Annotated in this window: 18 protein-coding genes and 1 tRNA gene; 14 read left to right on the forward strand and 5 right to left on the reverse strand. The window is 74.7% G+C overall.

Features of this window, described 5'->3' with window-relative positions; all coding sequences use genetic code 11:
• The first annotated feature begins 172 nt into the window (after positions 1 to 172).
• On the forward strand, positions 173 to 2,716 hold the full coding sequence (locus B8281_RS07870; protein ID WP_369824969.1) for a penicillin acylase family protein: 2,544 nt from the start codon (positions 173 to 175) through the stop codon (positions 2,714 to 2,716).
• Positions 2,717 to 2,773: 57 nt separating this feature from the next.
• Here B8281_RS07870 and B8281_RS07875 read toward each other — a convergent pair whose 3' ends face one another.
• Positions 2,774 to 3,406, reverse strand: coding sequence for a 5-formyltetrahydrofolate cyclo-ligase (locus B8281_RS07875; protein ID WP_085387419.1), 633 nt, complete (start codon positions 3,404 to 3,406; stop codon positions 2,774 to 2,776).
• 180 nt (positions 3,407 to 3,586) lie between these two features.
• Here B8281_RS07875 and B8281_RS07880 point away from each other — a divergent pair, with 180 nt between their 5' ends.
• From B8281_RS07880 to B8281_RS07905, 6 genes are all read left to right on the forward strand, one after another.
• The gene (locus B8281_RS07880) at positions 3,587 to 5,827 is read left to right on the forward strand and encodes an NTP transferase domain-containing protein (RefSeq protein ID WP_085387420.1); all 2,241 of its coding nucleotides are present in this window, start codon (positions 3,587 to 3,589) and stop codon (positions 5,825 to 5,827) included.
• 74 nt (positions 5,828 to 5,901) lie between these two features.
• Entirely contained in the window at positions 5,902 to 8,358 is a 2,457-nt protein-coding gene (locus B8281_RS07885; protein WP_085387421.1) for a GH36-type glycosyl hydrolase domain-containing protein, read from the forward strand.
• A gap of 166 nt (positions 8,359 to 8,524) precedes the next feature.
• Entirely contained in the window at positions 8,525 to 9,175 is a 651-nt protein-coding gene (locus B8281_RS07890; protein ID WP_043657664.1) for a GNAT family N-acetyltransferase, read from the forward strand.
• A gap of 61 nt (positions 9,176 to 9,236) precedes the next feature.
• A complete protein-coding gene (locus B8281_RS07895) occupies positions 9,237 to 10,463 on the forward strand; it encodes a hypothetical protein (protein WP_085387422.1) in 1,227 nt (408 codons plus the stop codon).
• Positions 10,464 to 10,527: 64 nt separating this feature from the next.
• Positions 10,528 to 10,600 (forward strand) — tRNA-Ala (locus tag B8281_RS07900).
• A 188-nt stretch (positions 10,601 to 10,788) separates the two neighbouring features.
• The gene (locus B8281_RS07905; protein ID WP_157446605.1) at positions 10,789 to 11,685 is read left to right on the forward strand and encodes a formylglycine-generating enzyme family protein; all 897 of its coding nucleotides are present in this window, start codon (positions 10,789 to 10,791) and stop codon (positions 11,683 to 11,685) included.
• 91 nt (positions 11,686 to 11,776) lie between these two features.
• On the opposite strand, the gene B8281_RS07910 is transcribed toward B8281_RS07905, so the two are convergent.
• Positions 11,777 to 12,268: a DUF4190 domain-containing protein gene (locus B8281_RS07910; protein WP_085387424.1), complete on the reverse strand. Its 492-nt coding sequence runs from the start codon at positions 12,266 to 12,268 to the stop codon at positions 11,777 to 11,779.
• 199 nt (positions 12,269 to 12,467) lie between these two features.
• On the opposite strand from B8281_RS07910, the gene B8281_RS07915 reads away from it, so the two are divergent.
• The 3 genes from B8281_RS07915 (at position 12,468) to B8281_RS19505 (ending at position 17,472) form a co-directional block, all read left to right on the forward strand.
• Positions 12,468 to 14,096 carry a hypothetical protein gene (locus tag B8281_RS07915; RefSeq protein WP_085387425.1) on the forward strand — a complete coding sequence of 543 codons (1,629 nt, stop codon included), beginning with the start codon at positions 12,468 to 12,470 and terminating at the stop codon, positions 14,094 to 14,096.
• 105 nt (positions 14,097 to 14,201) lie between these two features.
• On the forward strand, positions 14,202 to 15,689 hold the full coding sequence (locus tag B8281_RS07920; protein ID WP_043659147.1) for a family 20 glycosylhydrolase: 1,488 nt from the start codon (positions 14,202 to 14,204) through the stop codon (positions 15,687 to 15,689).
• Between the two features lie 94 nt (positions 15,690 to 15,783).
• Positions 15,784 to 17,472 (forward strand): hypothetical protein, encoded by a 1,689-nt coding sequence (locus B8281_RS19505; protein ID WP_232322719.1) that lies wholly within the window; start codon positions 15,784 to 15,786, stop codon positions 17,470 to 17,472.
• Between the two features lie 51 nt (positions 17,473 to 17,523).
• On the opposite strand, the gene B8281_RS07930 is transcribed toward B8281_RS19505, so the two are convergent.
• The gene (locus B8281_RS07930; RefSeq protein ID WP_085387426.1) at positions 17,524 to 19,290 is read right to left on the reverse strand and encodes a phospholipid carrier-dependent glycosyltransferase; all 1,767 of its coding nucleotides are present in this window, start codon (positions 19,288 to 19,290) and stop codon (positions 17,524 to 17,526) included.
• 35 nt (positions 19,291 to 19,325) lie between these two features.
• Here B8281_RS07930 and rsmI point away from each other — a divergent pair, with 35 nt between their 5' ends.
• On the forward strand, positions 19,326 to 20,216 hold the full coding sequence (rsmI, locus tag B8281_RS07935) for a 16S rRNA (cytidine(1402)-2'-O)-methyltransferase (RefSeq protein WP_076406250.1): 891 nt from the start codon (positions 19,326 to 19,328) through the stop codon (positions 20,214 to 20,216).
• Positions 20,217 to 20,264: 48 nt separating this feature from the next.
• On the opposite strand, the gene B8281_RS07940 is transcribed toward rsmI, so the two are convergent.
• Positions 20,265 to 20,864: an isochorismatase family protein gene (locus B8281_RS07940; RefSeq protein WP_085387427.1), complete on the reverse strand. Its 600-nt coding sequence runs from the start codon at positions 20,862 to 20,864 to the stop codon at positions 20,265 to 20,267.
• A gap of 84 nt (positions 20,865 to 20,948) precedes the next feature.
• Here B8281_RS07940 and B8281_RS07945 point away from each other — a divergent pair, with 84 nt between their 5' ends.
• On the forward strand, positions 20,949 to 21,413 hold the full coding sequence (locus tag B8281_RS07945) for a MarR family winged helix-turn-helix transcriptional regulator (protein WP_085387428.1): 465 nt from the start codon (positions 20,949 to 20,951) through the stop codon (positions 21,411 to 21,413).
• 126 nt (positions 21,414 to 21,539) lie between these two features.
• Positions 21,540 to 22,724 (forward strand): aminotransferase class I/II-fold pyridoxal phosphate-dependent enzyme, encoded by a 1,185-nt coding sequence (locus B8281_RS07950; RefSeq protein WP_043656102.1) that lies wholly within the window; start codon positions 21,540 to 21,542, stop codon positions 22,722 to 22,724.
• On the opposite strand, the gene B8281_RS07955 is transcribed toward B8281_RS07950, so the two are convergent.
• On the reverse strand, positions 22,708 to 23,517 hold the full coding sequence (locus B8281_RS07955; protein ID WP_085387429.1) for an SDR family oxidoreductase: 810 nt from the start codon (positions 23,515 to 23,517) through the stop codon (positions 22,708 to 22,710). The two genes, B8281_RS07950 and B8281_RS07955, sit on opposite strands and share 17 nt — an antisense overlap.
• Before the next feature lie 213 nt (positions 23,518 to 23,730).
• Here B8281_RS07955 and B8281_RS07960 point away from each other — a divergent pair, with 213 nt between their 5' ends.
• Positions 23,731 to 24,978 (forward strand): sorbosone dehydrogenase family protein, encoded by a 1,248-nt coding sequence (locus B8281_RS07960; protein WP_171468290.1) that lies wholly within the window; start codon positions 23,731 to 23,733, stop codon positions 24,976 to 24,978.
• Positions 24,979 to 24,983: the final 5 nt, after the last annotated feature.

A 24,983-nucleotide genomic window follows, 5' to 3' on the forward strand; every position in this document is an offset into this window, starting at 1 on the left:
AATCATACGCGGACCGGCGCCCGGGCAGGGCCGGGGTAGTCTCGCATCCGTGTCTGCGCACGAACCCGCCGAGGCCCCCGCCGGTGACCCCGCCACCGGTGCCGACCCCGCGACCCCGGGCGAGGCCGCGGCCCCGCCGCGGCGCCGTCGCCGGTCCACGCGACGGCGCGTCCTGATCGGCGTGGCGGCACTGCTCGTCGTCGCGCTCGTCGCAGGTGCCGCGTTCGTCGTGGTCACCGTCCGGCGCCCGCTCCCGCAGGCGTCCGGCGAGATCTCCGTGCCCGGCCTCGGCAGCGAGGTGACCGTGCTGCGCGACGCCCAGGGCGTGCCGCAGATCTACGCCGACACCCCCGAGGACCTCTTCCGCGCCCAGGGCTACGTCCAGGCGCAGGACCGCTTCTTCGAGATGGACTACCGCCGGCACGTCACGTCGGGGCGGCTCGCCGAGCTCGTCGGCGACAACCCGGACGCGATCGCCGCCGACACCGTGACGCGCACGTTCGGCTGGCGCCAGGTCGCGGAGGAGGAGTGGGACGTCGTCTCCCCCGAGACGAAGGCGTACCTGCAGGCGTACGCGGAGGGCGTGAACGCCTACCTGGAGGACCGCAGCCCGTCGGAGATCGCGCTCGAGTACACGGTGCTGGGGCTGCAGGTCGACGTCGCCGAGCCCGAGCCCTGGGACCCGGTCGACTCGCTCGCGTGGCTCAAGGCGATGGCCTGGGACCTGCGCGGCAACTACGACGACGAGCTCGACCGCGCGCTGGCCTACGGCACGCTCCAGGACACGGCGCGCGTGGCGGAGCTGTTCCCCGCCTACCCGTCCGAGCTCAACGCGCCGATCCTCGACCCCGGCGAGCTGGAGAACCCGCAGCAGGTCGCGCTGGACCTCGGTCCGCAGGCCCGTGCGGAGTACGGCTCCGACCACCTCCAGGCCGCGCTCGAGGCCGCGGACCGCGCGCTCGGCGCCGTCCCCGTGCTCATCGGGCGCGGCGAGGGCACCGGCTCGAACTCGTGGGTCGTCTCCGGCGAGCACACGGCGTCGGGCAAGCCGATCCTCGCGAACGACCCGCACCTCGCCCTCGGGGCACCCGGTATCTGGGCGCAGGTGGGGCTGCACTGCAACGAGGTCTCCCCGGCGTGCGGGTTCGACGTCGCGGGCTTCTCGTTCGCCGGCTTCCCCGGCGTGGTCATCGGGCACAACGCCCAGCTCGCCTGGGGCCTGACGAACATGGGCGCCGACGTCACCGACTTCTTCGTCGAGCGCGTGCGCGACGACACCTACCTCCGCGGCGACGAGTGGGTCCCGCTGGAGTCCCGCACCGAGACGCTGCGCGTCGCCGGGGGCGACGACATCGAGATCGAGGTCCGCTCGACGCTCCACGGGCCGATCGTCTCCGAGGCGATCCCGGCGACGGACGCGGCCGTCGACACGCCCGCGCTGGACACGCGGCTGGGGGAGTACGCCGTCGCGCTCCAGTGGACCGCGCTCGAGCCGGGCCGCACCGCCGACGCCGTCTTCGCGTTCAACCTCGCGCAGGACGCCGAGGACATGCAGGCGGCCGCCGCGCTCTTCGAGGTGCCCGCCCAGAACATCGTCTTCGCGACGGCGGACGGCCACATCGGCTACCAGGCGCCCGGGAAGATCCCGGTCCGCCAGGCGGTCCCCGACGCCGAGGTGCCCTCCGACGGCACGTGGCCGCGCGACGGCTCCGACGAGCGCTACGACTGGCAGGGCTACGTCCCCAGCGAGCAGATGCCGCGCGTCGTGGACCCGGCCGAGGGCTTCATCGTGGCCGCCAACCAGGCGGTGCTGCCGGACGGCGTCGCGCCGTTCCTCACGACCGACTGGGACTACGGGTACCGCTCGCAGCGCATCCGCCAGCTCCTGGAGGCCGAGATCTCGGCCGGGCGCACCGTGGACGTCGACACGATGAACGAGGTCCAGGTCGACGACCGCAGCCCGTACGCCGAGGTGCTCGTCCAGCCCCTGCTCGAGCAGGAGATCGACGACGACTTCGCCGCCGAGGGCCAGCAGCTCCTCGCGGACTGGGACTACCGGACCGACACCGACTCCGCCGCGGCGGCGTACTTCGCGGCCGTGTGGCGGAACCTGCTCCAGCTCACCTTCTGGGACGACCTGCCCGAGTCGGCGCGGCCGGGTGGCGGCAGCCGCTGGCTCGCCGTCGTGCAGAACCTCCTCGAGAACCCGACCGACCCGTTCTGGGACGACCGCCAGACGGTCAGCGTCGTCGAGACGCGCGACGAGGTGCTCACGCAGGCGCTCGTCTCCGCGCGCCTCGACCTCACCGTCGAGCAGAGCAAGCAGCCGTCGGACTGGGCGTGGGGCAAGATCCACGTGCTCGCCTTGAAGCACCCCGTGCTGGGCGGCGAGTCGATCCCGGGGCCGGTGCGCGACTACGTCAACCCGACCCCGGTCGGCATGCCCGGTGGGTCGTCGATCGTCAACGCGACCGCGTGGGACGCCGCGTCTGGGTCGTTCGACGTGACGGCCGGGCCCTCGATGCGCATGGTCGTCGACCTCGGCGACCTCGACCGCTCGACGTGGGTGACCGTCACGGGCACCTCCGGGCACCCGGCGTCGAAGCACTACGCGGACCAGCTGAAGACCTGGTCCCGCGGCGAGACGTACGCGTGGCCGTTCTCCACCGAGGCGGTCGCCGAGGCGAGCAAGGACGAGCTCACCCTCGTGCCGTAGCGGAGCCGCCGGCGCGTCCGCCCCGTGCGCGGGCGCGGTGGCGGACGGCGCGGCCCGCTACGGCAGCCAGCGCCAGCCCAGGGGCGTCGCGACGGCGTCGACCGTGCGGTCGTGCGGCTCGACCGGCAGCGGTCGGTCGCTCGCGTCGTAGACCTCCTCCGGGAACACGACGGCCACGACCTTGGTGCCGGGACGCACGTGCTCGAGCGCGCGGTCGTACCACCCGCCGCCCTGGCCGAGCCGGACGCCGCGCGAGTCGACGGCCAGCGCGGGCGCGACGACGACGTCGGCCTCGGCGATCGCTTCCGGACCCAGGGTGGGGGTGCCGGGCTCGGGCGGCCGCCCGGGCGCGCGGACCTGCAGGTCGGCGGGGCCGTCGTAGACGGCCCAGTCCCGCTGGAGCCCCGCGCCGAGCACGGGGAGCAGCAGGCGGACGCCGCGCGCGGCGAGGCGCTCGAGCATCGCCGACGTGCCGGGTTCACCCGGGCGCGCGGCGTAGGTCGCGACGCAACTGGCGGCGGCGACCTCGGGGATGGTCTCGACGACGTCGGCGATGGCGGCGTCCGCTTCCTTGCGGAGCCGCTCCGACCGCGCCTGACGGTGGGTGCGGATGGCCTTGCGGAGGATCTCCTTCGCGTCCTCGGCTTCGATGCTTCCGTGCAGGGGGTATGGCTGGACCGGGCCACTCATGTCCCTATTGTCACCCGGCGCGCGCGTCCGCGCCGACGCCGCGCGGGTGACCTTCGGCCCCGGAGGCCCGGAGCGGCTTCCGCGGACGCGTCCCGGGTGCCTATGATCGGAGGGAGCCAGTAGTTCGGACTCCTGACAAATGGGTCGCCGTCCGACAGAGGTGCCGACAGTGAGGACGCCATGACCGCGACGACCGCGAACCCCACCGAGACCACCCCGCGAGGGGGCGCCCACCCGAGGACCGGTCGTGCCGCCGTCGTGCTCGCCGCGGGCCATGACGACGCGTCGCGCGAGCTCTTGTCGCGGCCCCTGGGTGACGCGACGGTCGTCGAGCTGGCGGTCGCGAACGTCCGCCGCGTCGTCGACGCGGGCCGCATCGTCGTGGTCGTGTCGCCCGACGACCCGACCGTGCGCGAGCTGCTCGGCGAGGACGTCGTCTACGTGGAGCAGGAGTCGCCGCTCGGCACGGGCGACGCGGTCCTCGCGGCGCGCGAGGCGATCGCGTCGGTGCTCGGGCCGGGCGTCGACGAGCCGGTCCTCGTCGCCTACGCGGACACGCCGCTGCTGCGCTCCGAGTCGCTGCTCGGGCTGCTGACGCGCCACACCCTCACGGGCGCGGACCTGTCGCTGCTCTCCGCCGTCGTGGACGACCCGGACGGCTACGGGCGCGTCGTCCGCGCCGGGGGCGAGATCACGGCGATCCTCGAGTCGTCCGAGGTCGCGGACGCCGCGCCCGAGCCGCGCACCGAGATCAACGTGGGTGCGTACGTCGCGGCGCCCCGCCTGCTGTTCGGCGAGCTGGAGCGCATGGCGGCCGACGGCGAGCACCGGCTCACCGAGCTCGCGCGCCGCGTCATCGGGGCGGGCAAGCGCATCTCGTCGTACCGCATCGTCGACGTGGACGAGGTCCGCGGCATCAACACCCCGGACGAGCTCGCCCAGGCGGCGGACATCGTCCTCAAGCGCCTGTTCGTGCCGAAGAAGAACACGGACACGAAGATCGTGTTCGGCACCGGTGGCTGGCGCGCGGTCATCGGCGAGGGCTACACGCTCGCCAACGTGCGCCGGCTGTGCCAGGCCATCGCGAACGAGACGATCCGCCGCGGGCTGGACGGGAAGGGCGTCGTGATCGGCGGCGACCGCCGCTTCCTCTCGCGCGAGTCGGCCATCGCCGCGGCCGAGGTCTTCGCGGGCAACAACATCGCGGTGACCCTCCTGCCCGACGACGTGCCGACCCCGCTCGTGACCTTCGCCGCGCCCTACCTCGGGGCGGCCTACGGCATCATCGTCACCTCGAGCCACAACCCGCCCGAGTGGAACGGCATGAAGGTGTTCCGCCAGGACGGCTCGCTCCCGCTCGACGACGAGACGGACCGCTACCAGGACGAGGCGAACGCGCTGTCGGTCGACGACGTCATCACGCTCGACATCGACGTGGCCCGCCGCACGGGCGTCGTCGTCGACCGGTCGCTCACGGACCCGTACGTCGACGCGATCGAGCGGATCATCGACGTCGAGGCCGTGCGCGGCTCGGACCTGCAGGTCGTCGTGGACCCGATGTACGGCACGAGCCAGCTCACGCTCGGCACCATCCTGTCCGACATGCGCGTGCGGTCGGAGTTCATCCACGCGGCGCACAACCCGCTGTTCGGCGGCGTCGCGCCGGCACCGGACCTCCAGCGCCTCAGCACGCTCGTGACGATGATCCAGCAGGGCGGCGGCCGCTACGACCTCGGCATGGCGACGGACGGTGACTCGGACCGCATCGGGATCGTCGACGAGACGGGCGAGTACATCTCGACGAACGACCTGCTCCTCCTCCTGTACTGGTACCTGCACGAGGTCCGCGGGGAGAAGGGCGGCGTGGTGCGCAACCTCGCGACGACGCACCTGCTCGACCGGCTCGCGGCGCACTTCGGCGAGGAGTCGCGCGAGGTCAGGGTCGGGTTCAAGCACGTCACCGCGGGCATGGCGGAGATCGGCGCCGTGCTCGGCGGCGAGTCGTCCGGTGGCCTGACGATCCGCGGCTGGATCCTCGGCAAGGACGGCATCTTCGCGTGCGCCCTCGTGGCCGAGATGCTGGCGCGCACGGGCAAGCGGATCTCCGAGCTGCGCGCGATGCTCTACGAGATCACCGGCCGCCTGTACACGCTCGAGGCGGGCGTGCCGGCCACCCCGGAGATGCGCGTCGAGGTGCCGCGCCGGCTCGAGGCGCAGCCCCTCACGCACGTCGGGCCGTACCCGGTCGTCTCGGTCTCCCACCTGGACGGCACCAAGATCCTCCTCGAGAACGACAACTGGGCGCTCCTGCGGTTCTCCGGGACCGAGCCCGTCCTGCGCATGTTCGTCGAGGCGGACACCCCCGAGAAGGCCGCCGAGCTCCTCGAGTGGCTGCAGGGGTTCGTCACCGCCGGCGTCTGACGCCCGCGCCCCCACCCGGCACCCCCGCCGCACCCAGCCCCCAGCCCCACCCCAGGACAGGAACCAGAGCAACGATGCGCTACGGCCACTTCGACACCGCGCACGACGAGTACGTCGTCGAGCGCCCCGACGTCCCCGTCTCGTGGACGAACTACCTCGGCACCCGGGACATGTGCACGGTCCTGTCGCACCACGGCGGCGGGTACTCGTACTACAAGAGCTCGCAGTACGGGCGCATCTCGCGCTTCCGCCAGAACGGGGTGCCGCTCGACCGCCCCGGTCACTACGTCTACCTGCGCGACGACGCGGACGGCGACTACTGGTCGGTGTCCTGGCAGCCGGTCGGCAAGCCGTTCGTCGGCCCGGACGAGGAGCTCGACCCGGCCGGCGGCGCGGGGCGCTGGACCACGCGCCACGGCCTGAGCTACACGACCTTCCGCTCCGAGTACAAGGGCATCGACGCCGAGCAGACGGTCTTCATCCCGCTCGACGACGACGTCGAGCTGTGGGACGTGCGCGTCACCAACACGACGGACGAGGTGCGCGAGCTCACCGTCGGGTCGTACGTGGAGTTCTCGTTCCACACGATCACGATCGACAACCAGAACCTGCAGATGTCGCTCTACGCGTCCGGCTCCTCGTACGAGGACGGGATCATCGAGTACGACTTCTACTACGAGCCCTGGACGTACCACTACTTCGCGTCGAGCGAGACGCCGTCGTCGTACGACTCGCTGCGCGACAGCTTCATCGGCCCGTACCGCACCGAGCGCAACCCGGTCGCGATCGAGCGGGGCGAGGGCTCCAACGCGAGCGCGACGACGCAGAACCACTGTGGCGCCCTGCTGCACAAGGTGACGCTCGCGCCGGGAGAGACCAAGCGCCTCGTCTTCATGCTCGGCTACGGCTCGCGCGACGCGGCCGGGCGCGCGATCCAGGCGAAGTACTCGGACGTCGCGGCCGTCGACCACGAGCGCGAGCGGCTCCGCGACTACTGGCGCGCCAAGCAGGACAAGCTGCGCATCCGCACGCCCCACGAGGGCATGAACACGATGATCAACGCGTGGACGCTGCTCCAGGCGGAGACGTGCGTCGTGTGGTCGCGGTTCGCGTCGTTCGTCGAGGTGGGCGGGCGCGCCGGGCTCGGCTACCGCGACACGGCGCAGGACGTCATGAGCGTCATCCACTCGAACCCGACGAAGACGCGGCAGCGCATCGTCGAGCTCCTGCGGGCCCAGACGGAGGCCGGCTACGGCCTGCACCTGTTCGACCCCAAGGCGTTCGACCCCGACGCGGAGAAGCTGCCCGACGTCCCGTCGCCGACGATCGTCCCGACGGTCGACCCGAAGGACCTCATCCACGGCCTCGAGGACACGTGCTCCGACGACCACCTGTGGCTCGTGCCGTCGGTCGTGGAGTACGTCAAGGAGACGGGCGACCGCGCGTTCCTCGACCTGGAGATCCCGTTCGCCGAGGGCACGCCCGCGACCGTCTACGACCACCTCGTCCGCGCGCTCGAGTTCTCCGCCGAGCAGGTGGGCCAGAACGGCGTCGCGCTCGGCCTGCGCGCCGACTGGAACGACTGCCTCAACCTCGGCGGCGGCGAGACGTCGCTCGTGACCTTCCTCCACGCGTGGGCGATCGGCGCGTTCCTCGAGGTCGCGGAGCCGCTCGCGGCGGCGGGCGACGAGCGCGCCGAGGCGGACGTCGTCCGGTTCACGGCGGAGCGCGAGCGCATCGCGAAGGTCGCGGACGCGCAGCTCTGGGACGGGCGCTGGTGGATCCGCGGCTACACGCGCGACGGCGTGAAGATCGGCTCGGCGCAGAACGACGAGGGCAAGATCTTCCTCGAGCACCAGGCCTGGCCCGTCATCGCGGGCATCACGAGCCAGGAGCGCGGCGAGGCGTCGATGGACGCGGTGCGCGAGCTCCTCGGCTCCGAGTACGGCAACCACCTCAACTGGCCGGCGTTCACGAAGGTCGACGACACGGTCGGCTTCGTGACGCGCGTGTACCCGGGCATCAAGGAGAACGCGGCCATCTTCTCCCACCCGAACGCGTGGCCGATCATCGCCGAGGCGATGCTGGGCCGCGGCGACGAGGCGGTGCAGTTCTACGACGCGATCCTGCCGTACCACCAGAACGACAACATCGAGGTCCGCGGGGCGGAGCCGTACGCGTACGTCCAGTTCCTCTACGGCCGCGACCACGAGTGGTTCGGCAAGGCGCAGAACCCGTGGCTCACGGGCACGGCCGGCTGGATGTACACCGCCGTGACCAAGTACGTGCTCGGCGTCCGCCTCGCGCTCGACGGCCTGGTCGTCGACCCGTCGATCCCGAAGGACTGGGACGGGTTCGAGGTGCGTCGTGAGTGGCGCGGCGCCGTCTACGACATCGAGGTCCGCAACCCGGACCACGTGTCGAAGGGCGTGCGCTCGGTGACGGTCGACGGCGTCGAGCACGACCCGGCGACCCCGATCCCGGCGCTGCCCGCGGGCACGGAGGCGAAGGTCGTCGTCACGCTGGGCTGAGGACGGGGCTGAGCAGGGTCTGAGCACGGGGACACCACCGGGTGCCCGCGTCACCGGTCGGTGGCGCGCGGGCGCCCGGTGGTGTCACCCTGTGCACCGAGGGCCGGGCGCACCGCCGGACCTCGTCGCCAAGCCCACCGACAGGCCGAGGACGGTACACCGCCGCATGACCCACAAGATCGCGCGCGGCTGGACCGTCGCCAAGCCGTGGCCCGTGACGCTGCGGGACGACACCCTGGGCGGGTCCGTGGTCCTGCGTCCGCTGCGGCGCCGGGACGCGAACGCCTGGATGCGGCTGCGCGCGCGCAACGCGGACTGGCTGGAGCGGTGGGAGGGCACGTCGCCGCGCCCCGGCACGCCGGGCGGGCCGCCCACGTTCGCGGAGTACGTCCGGGTCCTCTCGGCGCAGGCGCGCGCGGGGTCGTCGCTGCCGTTCGCCGTCGAGCTGGACGACGAGCTCGTCGGCCAGCTCACCGTGTCGTCCATCACGTACGGGTCGCTGTGCGGCGCGAGCATCGGCTACTGGGTGAGCGAGCACGTCGCGGGCCGTGGCGTCATCCCGACCGCCGTTGCGATGGCCACGGACTACTGCTTCACGATCCTCGGCCTGCACCGGATCGAGATCAACATCCGCCCGGAGAACGGCCCGAGCCTGCGCGTCGTGGAGAAGCTGGGGCTGCGCGACGAGGGGGTCCGCGAGCGCTACCTGCACATCCAGGGGGAGTGGCGCGACCACCGGACGTTCGCCGTCACGAGCGAGGAGGTCCCGGACGGCCTCCTCGCGCGCTGGCAGGCGACACGCCGCGAGAGCATCTGAGCCGCCCGACACGCCGGGGCGCGTGCGGAGCGTGGCCGCGGGCCTCGCCTACGGTCGTGATGTGGAATCGGCCTCGGGGATCGTCGCGCTCGCGGTGTTCCTGCTGTGGGTCGGCTTCTACGTCCCGCACCGGGTGCGTCACCGGCAGCAGCTGCTGGACGCGCGCACGGACGACCGCTTCTCCGGCTCCCTGCGCGTCCTGGCCGTCGCCGGCCCGGGCGGCGGGGGGTTCGACCGCTGGGACGCCCGGCTCGACGGCGTCACGACCGTCGCGGCGATCGCCTCCGGTCCCGCCGGAGCCGGAGGGCGCCCCCTGCTCGGGGCAGCCGGGACGCAGAGCCGGTCCGAGGGCCGGACGCACGACGAGGAGGGAACGCACGCCATGGGGAGCACCGTCAGCGCGTCACCCTCGCGCGGGGCACCGCCGCGCCGTCAGCCGGCCTCCGAGCAGTCGCGCCTCGAGCTCCTCGAGCGGCGCGCCGCCGCGGCGCGCCGTCGTCTCGCGCTCACGGTCGTGCTGCTCCTCGCGACCCTCGGGGTGTGGGTCGTCGTCGCGCTCGGGCTCGTCCCGTGGTGGACGGGCGTGGTCCCGACGGCGTTCCTCGGGCTCGTGCTCGTGCTCGGCCGTCGTGCGGTGCTCGCCGCCCAGCGGTCCGACGCCGCGTGGCTGGCCGAGCGTCGTGCCGCGGCCCGCGCGGCTCGCGGTGCCGTGCTCGGCGCACCGCCCGCCCCCCGGGGCGCGCGGCCGCGCGTCACGGGTCGCGCTGTCCACGGGTCGCAGGTCAGCACGCAGATGATCCCGCGCGTCACGCCGCAGGACCTCGCGCGGGCGAACGCCGCGGCCTCCGCGGACGCCGGCGCGCCGACCACGACGGGCGCGTCGTCCCGCGAGCGGGCCACCGCGTCCGGTCCGGCCGAGGGTCCCGCGTCCGAGGAGCCCGCCCCAGCGGCCGACGACCCGACCACCGCTCGCGAGACGACCCCGGTCGTCGAGGTCGAGGCCGTCGACGCGGAGCGCGTCCCGACGGGCCGCGCGTGGGACCCCGTGCCCGTGCCCCCGCCGACGTACACCATGAAGCCCACGGCTCCCCGTCGCGAGCCCGCCCCGCTCACGGACGACGACGTCGTCTCGCCCACGGTGCCGGCCCGCGTCGAGCCGGTGGTGGCCGCCGAGACCCGGTCCGGCGCCCCGGCCCCGGCCGCGGGCGACGAGCGCAAGCCCTCCACGGAGACGCTCGGCCTGGACCTCAACGAGATCCTGGCGCGTCGTCGGGCGGCAGGGCAGTAGACCCCCTGGGGGCGGCCGGTTTGCGAGACCCCGCCCTCGGGGTGCTAATCTGTTCCTCGCTTGAGGGGCTATGGCGCAGTTGGTAGCGCGTCTCGTTCGCAATGAGAAGGTCGGGGGTTCGAATCCCCCTAGCTCCACCGGAGAGACCCTCGCCAGACCAGGTCGACGACCTGAGACGGCGAGGGTCTCGTCTTTTTCCCGGAGCCTCCTGCCCCGATCGCGGCCCTCGCGCTGCCGCCGACGTCGAGTGGACCCCGCGGCGCGCGAGGGAGGCGAGCGCGGTGGCCGCCGCGCCGCCGGTGCGCGCCGCACCTATCCTGGCGACGTGACCCTCACCGTGCTGGTCCCGGTCCCCGGCGGGACGTTCCGCATGGGCTCGGACCGGCACTACCCGGAGGAGGGTCCGGCCCACGACCGGCAGGTGGAGCCGTTCCTCCTGGAGCGGCACGCGGTGACGAACGCGCAGTTCGCGGCGTTCGTCGCGGACACCGGGTACGTGACGGTCGCGGAGCGTCCGCTCGACCCGGCCGACTTCCCGGGGGCCGACCCGGCGGACCTGGTGCCCGGGGGCCTCGTGTTCACCCCGACGGCGGGCCCGGTCGACCTGCGCGACTGGCGGCAGTGGTGGCGGTGGCAGCCCGGGGCGTCGTGGCGGTCGCCGCAGGGGCCGGGGTCGGGCGTCGACGACCGGCCCGACCACCCGGTGGTGCTCGTCGCGTTCGAGGACGCCTCGGCCTACGCGGAGTGGGCGGGACGGCGTCTGCCCACCGAGGCCGAGTGGGAGCGCGCCGCACGGGGTGGTCTCGACGACGCGGAGTACGCGTGGGGCGACGAGCTCGCACCGGGCGGACGCCTGATGGCCAACACGTGGCAGGGCCGGTTCCCGTACGACGACGCGGGCTGGGGCGGGACGTCGCCCGTCGGCTCGTACGAGCCGAACGGGTACGGGCTCGTGGACCTGATCGGGAACACGTGGGAGTGGACGGCGGACACGTTCACGCCGCGCCACGTCGTCCCGGGCACGCGCGGGCCGGACGCCGGTGGGCGACCGAACCTGCTGGCGCCCACGACGTCGCCGGAGGTCCTGCGCGTGACGAAGGGCGGCTCGTACCTGTGCGCGCCCGAGTACTGTCGCCGCTACCGGCCCGCGGCGCGGTCCGCGCAGTCCGACGACAGCGCGACGACGCACCTCGGGTTCCGCTGCGCCGCGGACGTCCGCTGACCGCGGGTCGGTGACCCGCTGGCGCCCGGGGACGACGAAGGCCCCCACCGAGCGGTGAGGGCCTTCGCGGAGCGGCGTGGCCGCGACGAGGTCAGGGGCAGGTGACGGGCTCGCCACGCACCTCGACGACCGTGCCCGAGGGCACGCCGGAGCACGCGTCGAGGACCTCCTGCGTCACGGCGCCGACGGTGCTGAAGAACACGATCGAGCCGATGATCGTCAGGACGAGCACGATCGCGCCGACGATGATGCCGGCGAGCGCGAGGCCGTTCTTGTAGCCCGCCTTCTTGGACTTGTTGAAGGCCACGATGCTGAGGATCAGGCCGACGATCGAGAGGCAGCCGAGGAACGACAGCACGAGGCCGACGATCCCCATCGTCTTGCCCGGGTCCTGGCCCGGGGCGGAGTACGACGGGGCGCCCGCCTGCGGTGCGCCGTACTGGGGCGCCTGCGGGGCGCCGTACTGCGGGGCCTGCGGCGGCTGCTGCGGCTCGCCGGGCTGCGGCGCGCCGTAGGCGGGCGGGCCGGACGGCGTCCCGCCGGGCTGCTGCGGGTTCTGGTCGGGCTGGTCGGGGGTCGACATGCGATCTCCTCGGCGTTCGGTCAGGGCCTGCCCAGTATGCCGGTCGGAGGCGCCGCCCGCCCTGTGATTCCGCGGCGCGCCCGGCGGCTGGTCCGGGTGGCGGGGGTCACGCCACCCCGCGGCCGGTCGGGTCCGACCATCACGAGTCCCTCACATCCCTCGGTCGGCGAGCCGCGCCGGGTACGCGATGATGGGGGGCGTGAACACTCGGAAGGTCCGATTCGTCCCTGTCGCCCTCCCCGTCGTCCTCTCGCTCGGTGCCGTCGTGGCGCTGGGCGGCTGTGCCGCGGAGACGGCGAAGGCTGACGGGCCGTCCTCGGGTGAGACCGGGCTCGTCGCCCGTGCCGCCGAGCCGAGCGACGGCGTCCTCGTGCTCGGCTCGACCGAGCCGGCGGAGCTCGCGCTGACGAGCAGCCAGGCGTTCTTCACCAACGCGCCGGTCGTCGTGCTCGCGACGGCGGACGACGAGGCCGCGCGCGCGACCGCGGCCGCGGCCGCCGTCGAGCTCGCCGCGCCCGTGCTGCTCGTGGGTGGCGCCATCTCGGACGGCGGGCTGCGCACGGAGCTGGGCCGGCTCGGCACGGTCGCCGTCGTCGAGGTGGGCGAGCCGCCCGCGCCCCCCGGCCAGGAGGACGCGGGCGAGGAGCCCGCGCGCGCGACCCTGGGCGACGTCGACGGCGTCGAGCGCGTCCTGCTGGAGGTCGGGGCGCTCCTTCCCGACGGGACGCTCGACGAGCGCGACCTCGACGAGGTCCGCGCCGCGCTGCCCGATCGGGGCGAGCCGGAGACGCTGACCGAGGTCCTGGCCCTCACGGAGCCGGGCAGCCTCGCGGTGCCGGGCGGACCGCAGTCCGCCGCCATCGCGACCGCGCGCGCCGCGGGCGCCGTGCCGCTCGAGGTGCCGCAGGGCGACCCGCGGGCGTCCGCCGAGGTCGTGGACGCGATCTCGGCGGCGAAGGCGCTCGCCGTCGTCGGTATCGGCGCGAGCTTCGGCACGGCCGACGACCTCACGTGGCGGCTGCGGTCGGCCGAGGCGGGCGACCTGCTCCCCAGCGGTTCGCAGCTCGTCCTGGCCGACGGCGTCCGGTACGTCGCGGTGGAGGCCGACGCCGTGACGTCGGGCCTCGTCGCGGTGGGGGAGCGCTCGGCGACGGAGGCCGTCGAGCGTGCGCAGGAGGCGGCGGCGGCGTACGCCGAGGCCGCCCCGGGCGACGTGGTGGTCCCGGTGCTCGAGGTGCCGGCGACGCGGGCGTCGTCGAACCCGGGCGCGGACCGCGACTACTCGACCGAGATCCCGGCCGAGGAGCTCGTCCCGCTCGTCGACACCGCGGCGGCCGCGGGGGTGCTCGTCGTGCTGCGCCTGGAGCCCGGCCGCGCGAGCTTCGACGAGCAGGTCGCCGAGTACGCGGACCTGCTCGCGCGCCCGACCGTGGGCGTCGCGCTCGCGGTCGACGCGCGCCGCGCGGGCGAGGGGTCCCGGGCCGGCACGGTGGGCGCGGCGGAGCTCAGCGCCGCGATCGGCGCCGTCGGGGAGGTCGTGCGCACGCAGGGCCTGCCGCAGAAGCTCGTCGTCGTGCAGCGACCCGACGCCGACGCGGTGCTCGACGCCGCCACGCTCGACGTGGGTGCGGGCGAGGCGGCCGTCGTGCTGCAGCCGACGGCGCAGGCGGGGTTCGGCGCCCGCGCACGCGAGTGGGGCACGCTGCTCGACGACGTGCCGGCAGGCGTGGTGGGCGGCTGGACCACGGGTTCGGCGGACCCGGCGCGGGACGTCGAGGGCGTCCTGTCGCTCGACCCGAGCCCGCGCTACGTGGCGCCGTCGCGCTGACGATCCGCTCCGCAGGGCACTTGGTCGGTCCCGTGCGCGCGGGTTAGGGTGTGCCGCTCGCAAAAGCCGAATCGATTCGACCAGACCCAGACGACGAGGTACCTGATGGTCTCGATCATCCCCCAGCCCCTGCACGTCGAGCCCGGTGAGGGCCACGTGCCCGTCGGTGCCCTGGAGGTCCACGCGGTCGGTCTCGACGGCGCCGCCCCCTGGCTCGCCGACCTCGCCGCGAGCGTCCTCTCCGGCCTCGACGGCGTCACCGCGACCCATGACGACCCCGCCGCCGTCGCGGTTCCCGCCGCGGACGGGGAGCGCACCGCGCTCGTCCTGCGCGTCGACGGGGCGGCCGGGCCGGAGGGCTCCACGAGCCCCGAGCGCTACAGCCTCGTCGTCGACGCCGCCGGCGTCACCGCGACGGCGCCCGAGCCGGCCGGGCTGCTCCACGCGGTGCAGACGCTGCGCCAGCTCGTCGTCGCGCCGGGTGAGGGGGCGCCCGCGCGGGTGCCGCACGTCGTCGTGCACGACGCGCCGCGCTACCCCTGGCGCGGTCTCTCCGTGGACGTGGCGCGCACGTTCTTCGGGCTCGACGCGCTGCGGGCCGTGGTCGACGTCGCGGCGGCGTACAAGCTCAACGTGCTGCACCTGCACCTCACCGACGACCAGGGCTGGCGCATCGAGTCGCCGTCGCGGCCCGAGCTCGCCAAGCTCTCCTCGGGCGGCGACACGTCCGGCGGGACGGGTGGCCACCTGTCCCTCGCCGACTTCCGCGCCCTGCAGGACCACGCGGCCGAGCGCTTCGTGCGCGTCGTGCCGGAGATCGACGTGCCGGGCCACATCAACGCGGCGACCCACGTGTACGGCGACCTCATGCCCGACGGCGTCCCCACGGACGCCTACCACGGCATCGAGGTGGGCTTCTCGCGCCTGACGTTCGACCTCCCGGCCACCGAGCCCTTCCTGCGCGACGTCTTCACGGACCTCGCCCACGCGACCGACGGCGAGCACGTGCACCTCGGCGGCGACGAGGTGCTGAAGATGGAGCCCGCCGAGTACGCGCGCTTCGTCGAGCTGTGCGAGCGGCTGATCCTCGAGGCGGGCAAGAAGCCGGTCGCGTGGCAGGAGGCGGCGAAGGCGCCCCTGCGCCCGGGCACCCTCGTGCAGTACTGGGACACCCACCCCATGGACCTCACGTACCTCGTCGACGCGGCCAGGGCGGGAGCGCGCGTCATCATGTCGCCCGCGAACCGCGTCTACCTCGACATGAAGTACACGGCCGACTTCCCGCTCGGGCAGGAGTGGGCGGGCCTCGTCGAGGTCCGCGACGCGTACGACTGGGAGCCCGAGCAGGTGGTCCCCGGGCTCCCGGCCGACTCGATCGAGGGCGTGGAGGCCGCGGTCTGGACGGAGCGCATCCCCACGCTCGACGCGCTGTTCACGATGCTCCTGCCGCGCCTGAGCGCCGTCGCGGAGGTCGCCTGGACGGCCCCCGACCGCAAGGACTGGGACGACTACCGCCGACGCGTCGCCCGCGAGGCGCACGCGTGGCGCCGCTCGGGCACCCCCTTCCATCCCTCGGTGCAGGTCGACTGGTGACGCGGGCGGGCGACGCCCGCGGGGTGGTGGACGTCACCGGGGAAAACCCGTCCTGCGGTCGCGAGGCGGGCGACGGCTGACGGACCATCGATCGATGGCCTTCGTGACCTTCTCCGCCGCCCGCCACGACGACCCGTCCGGAAGTCCCTCCTCGACCCCACGCCCCGGCTCCCGTGCGCGCCGGAGCGGCCCGCGCCGTCGTGCGGCCGCGCTCGCCGCGACGCTGGCCCTGGCGACCGCGCTCGCCGCGTGCACGGGAGGCGACCCGGACCCCGCCGCGAGCAGCACGGGGCCCGCCGCCGGCACCGAGGCCGAGCCCGAACCCGACGGCGCCCGCGCCGCGACGCCCGAGGGCGTCCTCACCCTCACCGAGGAAGGCCCCGCCGCGCTCGCGCTCGCGGCGAGCCGCACGTTCTTCGCGACCGCGCCGGTCGCGGTCGTCGTGCCGGCCGACGCCGCCGAGGACGCGACCGCGGTCGGCGTCGCCACGGCGCTCGCCGAGCGGGTCGTCGCGCCCGTCCTGGTCGCGGGGGACGACGCGGCGCTCGCCGAGGAGCTGGCCCGCCTCGACGCCGCCGAGGCGGTCGTCGTCGCGCCGGAGGGGACGAGCGTCCCCGGCCTCGACGACGTGACCACGGTGCACGTCGACCCGGCGGCCGTCGCGCCCGACGGCGCCGTCGACGAGGAGTCGCTCGCGGGCGCCGCCGACCTCGCGGTCCAGGACCTCCCGGCGTCGGGCGACGCCGAGACGTCGACCGGCGTCCTCGCGCTGACGGACCCCGACGCCGGGGCCGCGGCCCGACCGGCGGCCGCGACGGCCCGCGCGTCGGGCGCGACGGTCGTCGACGCCCCCGGCGGCGACCCGCGCACCACGTCCGAGGCCGTCCAGGCGGTCGCGGGGGCCGAGGCGACGGCGACCGTGGGCCTCGGGGCGTCGTTCGGCAGCCCCGACGACCTCGGGTGGCGCGTCGAGGCGGCCGCGACGGGCACGGAGCTGCCCGGCGGCGGGCAGCTCGCCCTGCCCGGCAAGCGCTACGTCGCGCTCTACGGGTCGCCGGGGGCGCCGGTGCTCGGCGTGCTCGGCGAGCAGGACGTCGCCGCGACGATCGCGCGCGCCCAGGAGCACGCGGCCTGGTACCAGGGCTTCACGGACGAGCCCGTGGTGCCGACGCTCGAGATCATCACGACGGTCGCGTCGGGGTCCGCGGGCTCCGACGGCAACTACTCGAACGAGCGCGCCGCCGACCTCGTGCGGCCCTACGTGGACGCCGCGCGCGAGGCGGGGGTGTACGTCGTGCTGGACTTCCAGCCGGGCCGCACGGACTTCCTCACGCAGGTGCGCGCGTACGAGGACCTCGTCGCGCAGCCGCACGTCGGCGTCGCGCTCGACCCGGAGTGGCGCCTCGGCCCCGACCAGGTGCACCTCGCCCAGATCGGCTCCGTCGGGGTCGACGAGGTGAACGCCGTCGGCGACTATCTCGCGGGCCTCGTGCGCGACCGCGACCTGCCGCAGAAGGTCTTCCTGCTGCACCAGTTCCGGACGTCGATGATCACCGACCGCGCCCGCCTCGACACCGCCCACCCCGAGCTCGCGACCGTCGTCCACGCCGACGGCCAGGGCGGCCAGGAGGCGAAGGCGGCCACGTGGTCGACGCTGCACCAGGACGCGCCGGCGGGGCTGTTCTGGGGCTGGAAGAACTTCTACGACGAGGACGCGCCCATGCTCACGCCCGAGCAGACGTGGGGCATCAGCCCGACCCCGGACTTCGTCAGCTACCAGTGACGCCGGCGCGGCTCGCTCCGGGGCGCCCGGTCGGCGCGCCGGGTCAGCGCGTCAGATCCACGTGGGCAGCCACATGTGCATCCGCCAGAACCAGTACGGGACCTGCCACGCCGTCCAGATCGGGTAGAAGAACACGCTCACGGCGCCGATCGTCGTGAGCAGCACCGTGATCCCGACGCGCACGCGGGCCCGGGCGACCGCCCGGCCCTCCGTGCGCTCGAGCGCGAGCGTGATCGCGTACACGAGCGTGAGCACGACCCACGGCAGGAACACGATCGAGTAGAACGTGAAGATCGTCCGCTCGGCGTAGAGGAACCACGGCGCCCACCCGGCGACGATCCCGCTGAGCACGGCGAGCGCGCGCCAGTCCTTGAGCCGCACGAGCGCGTAGAGCGCGACGAGGATCGCGAGCGCCGCCGCCCACCACAGGACGGGGTTCCCGAGCGACGTGATCGCCCGCGCGCACCGCTCGACCTCGCAGCCCGCCTCGCCGGCCTCGTACGAGCGCCAGTAGAAGGACGTGGGCCGCCACTGGAGGATCCAGCCGAGCGGGTGCGCCTCGTACGTGTGCTCGGACGTGAGCCCCGTGTGGAAGTCCCACATCTTCAGGTGGTACTCCCACAGCGACCGCAGCGCCGGGGGCAGCCACTGGACGCCCTCGCCAGGGTGATCGACGGCCCACTGGCGCATGTAGGCGCCGGGCGAGCGGAACCACGACGTCCACGTCGCGACGTAGGTGAGCGCAGCGGTGGGGAGCATGACGAGCGCGGCCGGGATCGCGTCGCGCACGAGCGCGTCCTCCCACCAGCGCCCGACGCCCGCGGTGCGCCGCGCCGTCGCGTCCCAGAGCACGGAGACGACGGCGAGGACCGCGAGGAAGTACAGGCCGGACCACTTGACCCCGCACGCGAGCCCGAGCGCGACGGCCGCGGCGAAGCGCCACCACCGCCACCCGAGCCCGGGGCCGTAGCGGCCGATGCGTCCGCCCGCGTCGAGGATCGCCCCGCAGCGCTCGGCGAGGCGTCGCCGGGCCTGCTCGCGGTCGAGCAGGAGGCACCCGAACGCGACGAGTACCCAGAGCATGAGCATGTTGTCGAGCAGGCCGGTGCGCGAGTGCGCGATCGCCTCCCCGTCCACGGCCATGAGCGCGCCCGCGACGATCCCCATCGCCGTCGAGGCGAACAACCGGCGCGCGATGCGCGCGACGAGCACGACCGCGACGACCCCGACGACGGTGGACGCGATCCGCCACGACCACGGGTTCTCGGCCCCGCCGAGCGCCTTCATGCCGAGCGCGATCATCCACTTGCCCAGCGGCGGGTGGACCACGTAGTCGGCCGTGGGGAGGTACGAGTTCACGTCCCCGGCCTCGAAGGCCGGGTTCGGCTCCTCGGGCCAGTCGGCCTCGTACCCCACCTGGAGCAGCGTCCACGCGTGCTTGACGTAGTATGTCTCGTCGAACACGAGCGTGCCGGGCCGACCGAGGTTCCACAGCCGCAGCACGGCCGCGACGACGGCGACGATCGCGACGCCGAGCCACCCCCACAGCCGGTCGTGCGCGGTCGCGCCGAGCGCGAGACGCCGCGGGCCGAGCAGCGCGAGGAGGAGCCGCTCGCGGTGGCTCGGCGCGGGGCCGTCGTCCGTCGTCACGTCCGACGGCGGTGCGCCGTCGTGACCCGCGGCCGGCTCGTCGACCGGCAGGTCGGGCGCCGGCCGGGGCTCGGCGTCGTCGCCCGGGCCGGGCGGCGCGTCGGTGGCGTCGGCCGGGGGGCGGGGGCCGGGGGTCGCGTCGGCGGGCGGCTGGGACACGCTGGCCATCGTAGGGGCCGCGCACGTGTGGAACCCTGGGAGCCATGTCCTCCTCGACCGACGTGCCCGGCCCCGACGCGCCCACGACCCGGCGGGAGGCCGGGCACCTCGTGCTCGGCGGCACGCCCATCGGGAACGCGGAGGACGCGAGCCCGCGCCTGCGCCGCCTGCTCGCGGAGGCCGACGTCGTCGCGGCGGAGGACACGCGGCGCCTGCACGCGCTCGCGGGCCGTCTCGGCGTCCAGGTCGGCGGGCGGGTCGTGAGCTTCCACGAGCACAACGAGGCGGAGCGGGCCGACGACCTGCTCGACGTCGTCGACGGCGGCGGCACGGTGCTGGTCGTGTCGGACGCGGGGATGCCGAGCGTGTCCGACCCGGGCTTCCGCGTCGTGGGCCGCGCGGTCGAGCGCGGCCTCCCGGTGACGACGGCGCCCGGGCCGAGCGCGGTGCTCACCGCCCTCGCGCTCTCGGGGCTCCCGACGGACCGGTTCTGCTTCGAGGGCTTCCTGCCCCGCAAGGCAGGGGACCGCTCGCGCGCGCTCGCGGCGCTCGTCGACGAGCCGCGCACGCTCGTGTTCTTCGAGGCGCCGCACCGCGTGGCCGAGACGCTCGCCGCGATGGCAGGCGCGTTCGGCCCGGACCGGCCGGCCGCCGTCGCGCGCGAGCTCACCAAGACCTACGAGGAGGTGCTGCGCGGCCCCCTCGCCGAGCTCGCGGAGCGCGCCGCCGAGGAGCAGCTGCGCGGGGAGATCTGCGTCGTCGTCGGTGGGGCGCCGCCGCGCGGGCCGGTCCCGCTCGCCGAGCTCGTGCCCGCCGTCCTGGCGCGCGTCGACGGCGGGGAGCGGCTCAAGGACGTGGTCGCGGACGTCGCCCAGGGCGCCGGGGTGCCCAAGCGTGACCTCTACGCCGCCGCGCTGGACGCGCGCCGCGGGTGAGCGGGGTCCGGGCGTCCCGCGGGGTCGCCCGGACCGCGACCGCGGTGGTCAGCGCCCGACGGCGTCGCTCGCCACGAGCGTGACGCCCGCCGCGGCGAGCTCCTCGCGCGCGGCGGCACCGAGCTCGGGCGTCACCGGCACGGTGAGGTCGGTGAGGACCCGCGTCGCGAGGCCGAGCGCGTGCGCGTCGAGCGCGGTCGCGCGCACGCAGTGGGACTCGGCGATGCCGACGACGTCGACCGCCTCGATCCCGGCGTCGCGCAACAGGTCCGCGAGCGGTCGGCCCGCGACGTCCACGCCCTCGAAGCCCGAGTAGGCGGCCTGGTACTCGCCCTTCTTCACCCCGGCGTCGGGCGCGAGGTCGGCGAGCGCGGGGTGCAGCTCGGCGTTCGGGGTGCCCGCGATCCCGTGCGGCGGCCACGTGTCGACGAAGTCCGGGTCGGGGCTCCAGTGCTGTCCCGGGTCCACGTGCCAGTCCTGGGTCGTCACGACGAGGTCGTACGCGTCGCGGTGGTCGCGCGCGTGCTCGGCGATGCGCTCGGCGACGGCGTTCCCGCCCTCGACGCCCAGCTCGCCGCCCTCGCAGAACGTGGGCTGGACGTCGACGACGATCAGCGCGCGGCGCCGCGCGGGGGTGCTCTCGGTCATGCGCCCACTTTGCCACCCCGGCGGGCACCGGGGGAGCGCGGGTGCGAGAGTGGGGCCCAGCCGTGATCCGACCGGGAGGCAGCCATGACCGAGGACCAGGAAACGCCCACGACGACCTCCGGCACGGACGCCGGACGCCCCCTCGGGTACTGGCTCAAGCTCGTGGACCGGCTCATCGACGAGAGCCTCGACGCCGTGTTCCAGCACTCGGGCCTCACGCGCCGGCACTGGCAGGTGCTCAACACCATCCGTGACGGCGTGAGCGAGGAGACGAGCGTCGACGGCGTGCTGTCACCCTTCACGGGTGCCGGGGCGGGCGGCGCGAGCGCTGTGACGGCGGAGATCGACGACCTCGTGCGCCGCGGCTGGGTCGCGCGCGGCGACCAGGGCCTGTCCGTGACGGTCGCGGGCAACCATGCGTACCACGACCTGCTCGACGCGGTGTCGGTCGCGCGCGAGCGCGTCGCGGAGGGCGTGAGCCGCGAGGAGTACGCGCGGACGGTCGCGACGCTCGAGCGCATGGCGCGCAACCTCGGCTGGTCCGGCTGACCCGCGGCCGGTGAGCCGGTCGCGAGACGCGGTGTCACGTCGTCGGGCGGCAGGCGTACCCTGCGAGACCCGCGACCCGTGCGCACCCCCGCGCCCGGGAGCGCCGCACAGAGCTGGAGCACTGCGATGGAGTTCCGCCGGATCCCCGGTCTGCCGCCCTACGTCTTCACGATCATCGACGGGCTCAAGATCGAGGCACGCCGAGCGGGGCGCGACGTCGTGGACCTCGGGTTCGGCAACCCGGACCTCCCGAGCCCGCAGGTCGCCGTCGACAAGCTCGCCGAGGCCGCGCAGAACTCGCGCAACCACCGCTACTCCGCGTCGCGCGGCATCCCGAAGCTCCGTGAGGCCGTCGCCGGGCTGTACCAGCGCCGGTTCGGCGTGAGCCTCGACCCGGACACCGAGATCATCTCGACCATCGGCGCCAAGGAGGGCTTCAGCCACCTCATGTGGGTGCTGCTGCAGCCGGGCGACGTCGCGCTCGTCCCCACCCCGAGCTACCCGATCCACATCTGGGGCCCCTACTTCGCGGGCGCCGACGCCCGCCAGGTCCCCATCGGCGACGGGACCGACGCCGCGGGGTACATCGACCGCATCATCGAGGCGTGGGAGCTCGGCTGGCCCAAGCCGCGCGTCGTCGTGCTGTCGTTCCCGCACAACCCGACGACGACCGTGGCGACCAAGGAGGACCTCCAGCGCCTCGTCGACTGGGCGCGGGACAAGGACGTCGTGCTCGTGCACGACCTCGCGTACGCCGACATGACGTTCGACGGGTTCGAGCCGCCGTCGATCATGGAGTGCGAGGGCGCGCGCGAGGTGGCGGTCGAGCTGTACTCGATGACGAAGTCGTTCTCCATGGCGGGCTGGCGCGTCGCGTTCCTCGTGGGGCGTCGCGACGTCGTCGGGGCGCTCGCGAAGCTCAAGAGCTACCTCGACTACGGCACGTTCCAGCCGATCCAGATCGCCGCGACCGTCACGCTCAACGAGGCGACGGAGTTTCCTCAGGAGATCTCGTCCGTCTACGAGTCGCGGCGCGACGCCTTGTACGACGGCCTGCAGCGCATCGGCTGGGACATCCACAAGCCCGGCGGGACGATGTTCGCGTGGGCCCGCATCCCCGAGCCGTACCGCGACATGGGCTCGATCGAGTTCGCGACGCACCTCGTCGAGGAGTGCGACGTCGCGGTGTCCCCGGGCGTCGGGTTCGGCCCCGGCGGCGACGAGTTCGTGCGGTTCGCGCTCATCGAGAACGAGCACCGCATCGGTCAGGCCGTCCGGGGCCTGCGCCGCGGGCTCACGCGACTGGGCTAGGGACCGTCCCCGTCCACACGTCGTCGCCGCGCAGCACGGCGTCGGCGCCGCCGTCGTCGTAGATCGTCTGCCCCGTGACGTGGGTGTTCGCGACGTCGGTGAGCCACAGCAGGAGCGACGCGACCGACTCGGGCGACTGGTGCCCGTTGAGGGGCATCGGCACCGCGGCGTCGACCATCGCGACCGACTCCGGGGTCGACAGGAGCTGGGTCGTCATGGGCGTGAGCACCGTCCCGGGCGCGACGGCGTTGAGCGGGATGCCCCGCCCGGCCCACGCCGCCGTCACGCACTCGCGGCGCACCCACCGCGACAGCGCGCGCTTGGACGACGGGTAGGCGAGGTACCCGACCTGCGGGCCCTGCTCGGCGAGCGTGCCGGCGACGCGCAGGGCCTCGTCCTCGTCGTCCGCGAGGCACGCGTCCACGATCGCCTCGGACACCGGCTGGAGCGTCGCCATCGACGACACGACGGCGACGCGCGGCGCCTGCGAGCGCTCGAGCGCGGGCAGGAGGCCCGTGAGGAACCGGGTGACGCCGAAAAAGTTCACCGCGACGGTCGTCGGGACGGGCGCGGAGATCCCGGCGCACGCGACGACGGCGTCGACCGTGCCGTCCGTCGCGGCGAGCAGCTCCTCGACCGCACGCTCGCGGCCCTCGTCGGTGCTGAGGTCCGCCTGGACCTCGGCGTCGCGCAGGTCCACGCCGACGACCCGGTCGCCCCGCTCGCGCAGCAACCCGGCCACGCAGGCCCCCACGCCCGATGCCGATCCCGTCACCACGTACGTCCGCGACATGTGCACACGCCTCCTCGCCCACGTCCCCGGACCTCGGGGACACCTCCAGCATGCCTCGCCGTCCCGGCCCGGGTGGCCGCCGAAGGACCGGCGGCGCGGGCCGAAGGTCCGTCGTCCCCCGCCGGCGGTCACCCGGCGCGAGCCGCCGCCCCGGGTGACGATGGGCAGGTGCGACGCCACCACGGAACCCGGGCCGCCCGGCGAGGTCCCCCCGTGCCCGCGCGGGCCGGCGGGCCTGTGCTCGCCGTCGGGCTCGCCGTCGTGCTCGGCGCGTGCTCGGGCGGGGCGCCGGACGACGCGCCCGCCCCCGCGCCGTCGGTCACGACCGCCACGTCCGCGCCGGCCGACCCCGGCACGCCCGACGCGTCGGGCTCGTCGCAGGCACCGGCCGCCGACGGCCTGCTCGTCGTGCCGGAGGTGCGCGTCGACGTGGCGGAGGTCGCGACCGGGTTCCCGGCGCCGTGGGGGCTCGCGGCGCTCGCGGACGGCACGCTGCTCGTCTCGCTGCGCGACGAGCGCCGGCTGGTCGTCGTCGACCCGGCGACGGGAGCCGTCGAGCCGGTGACCGGGCCGGGGGCGGACGACCTGCGCGACGGCACGGTCGCGCGCGGGGAGTCGGGGCTCCTCGGCGTCGCGGTGGGCCCGGCAGGTGGCGCCGCGGCGGGGGAGGTGTTCGTGTACCGGACCGCGCCGGACGGCAACGAGGTGCTGCGGGGGACGCTCGCGGGGCGCGAGCTCTCCGCCCTGACGCCGGTCGTCGAGGGCGTCCCTGCGGCCTCCACGCACGACGGCGGACGGCTCGCGTTCGGACCCGACGGCCACCTCTACGTCACGACGGGCGACGCGCAGCAGCGCGGGGCGGCGCAGGACCCGGGTGCGCTCGCGGGCAAGATCCTGCGCGTCACGGCGGACGGCGACCCCGCCCCCGGCAATCCGGACCCGGTCTCGCCGGTGTGGAGCCTCGGGCACCGCAACGTCCAGGGGATCGCGTGGGACGCGACGGGCCGGATGCTCGCGTCCGAGTTCGGCCAGGACACGTTCGACGAGCTCAACGTCGTCGTGCCCGGCGGGAACTACGGCTGGCCCGACGTCGAGGGCACGGGCGGGGCGGACGCCGGGTTCGTCGACCCGGTGGCGACGTGGCCGACGTCGGACGCCTCGCCCAGCGGGATCGCCGTGACCCGTGAGGGTGTGTACCTCGCGGGGCTGCGCGGGGAGCGGCTCTGGCGCGTGCCGTTCGCCTCGCCCGACGGCGGCACCGACGCCGCGGCGTTCGGCGCGCCGCACGCGGTGCTCACGGACCGGGGGCGGCTGCGCGCGGTCCTCGTCGACCCGGCGACGCCGCCCGGCGACGACGGGAGCGCGGTGCTCTACGTGCTGACGAGCAACACCGACGGTCGGGGCGAGCCGCGCGACGGCGACGACCGGCTGCTCCGGGTCACGGTGACGCCGGCGGGGTGAGCGCC

Source organism: Cellulosimicrobium sp. TH-20 (assembly GCF_002105775.1).
Taxonomy (GTDB): domain Bacteria; phylum Actinomycetota; class Actinomycetes; order Actinomycetales; family Cellulomonadaceae; genus Cellulosimicrobium; species Cellulosimicrobium funkei.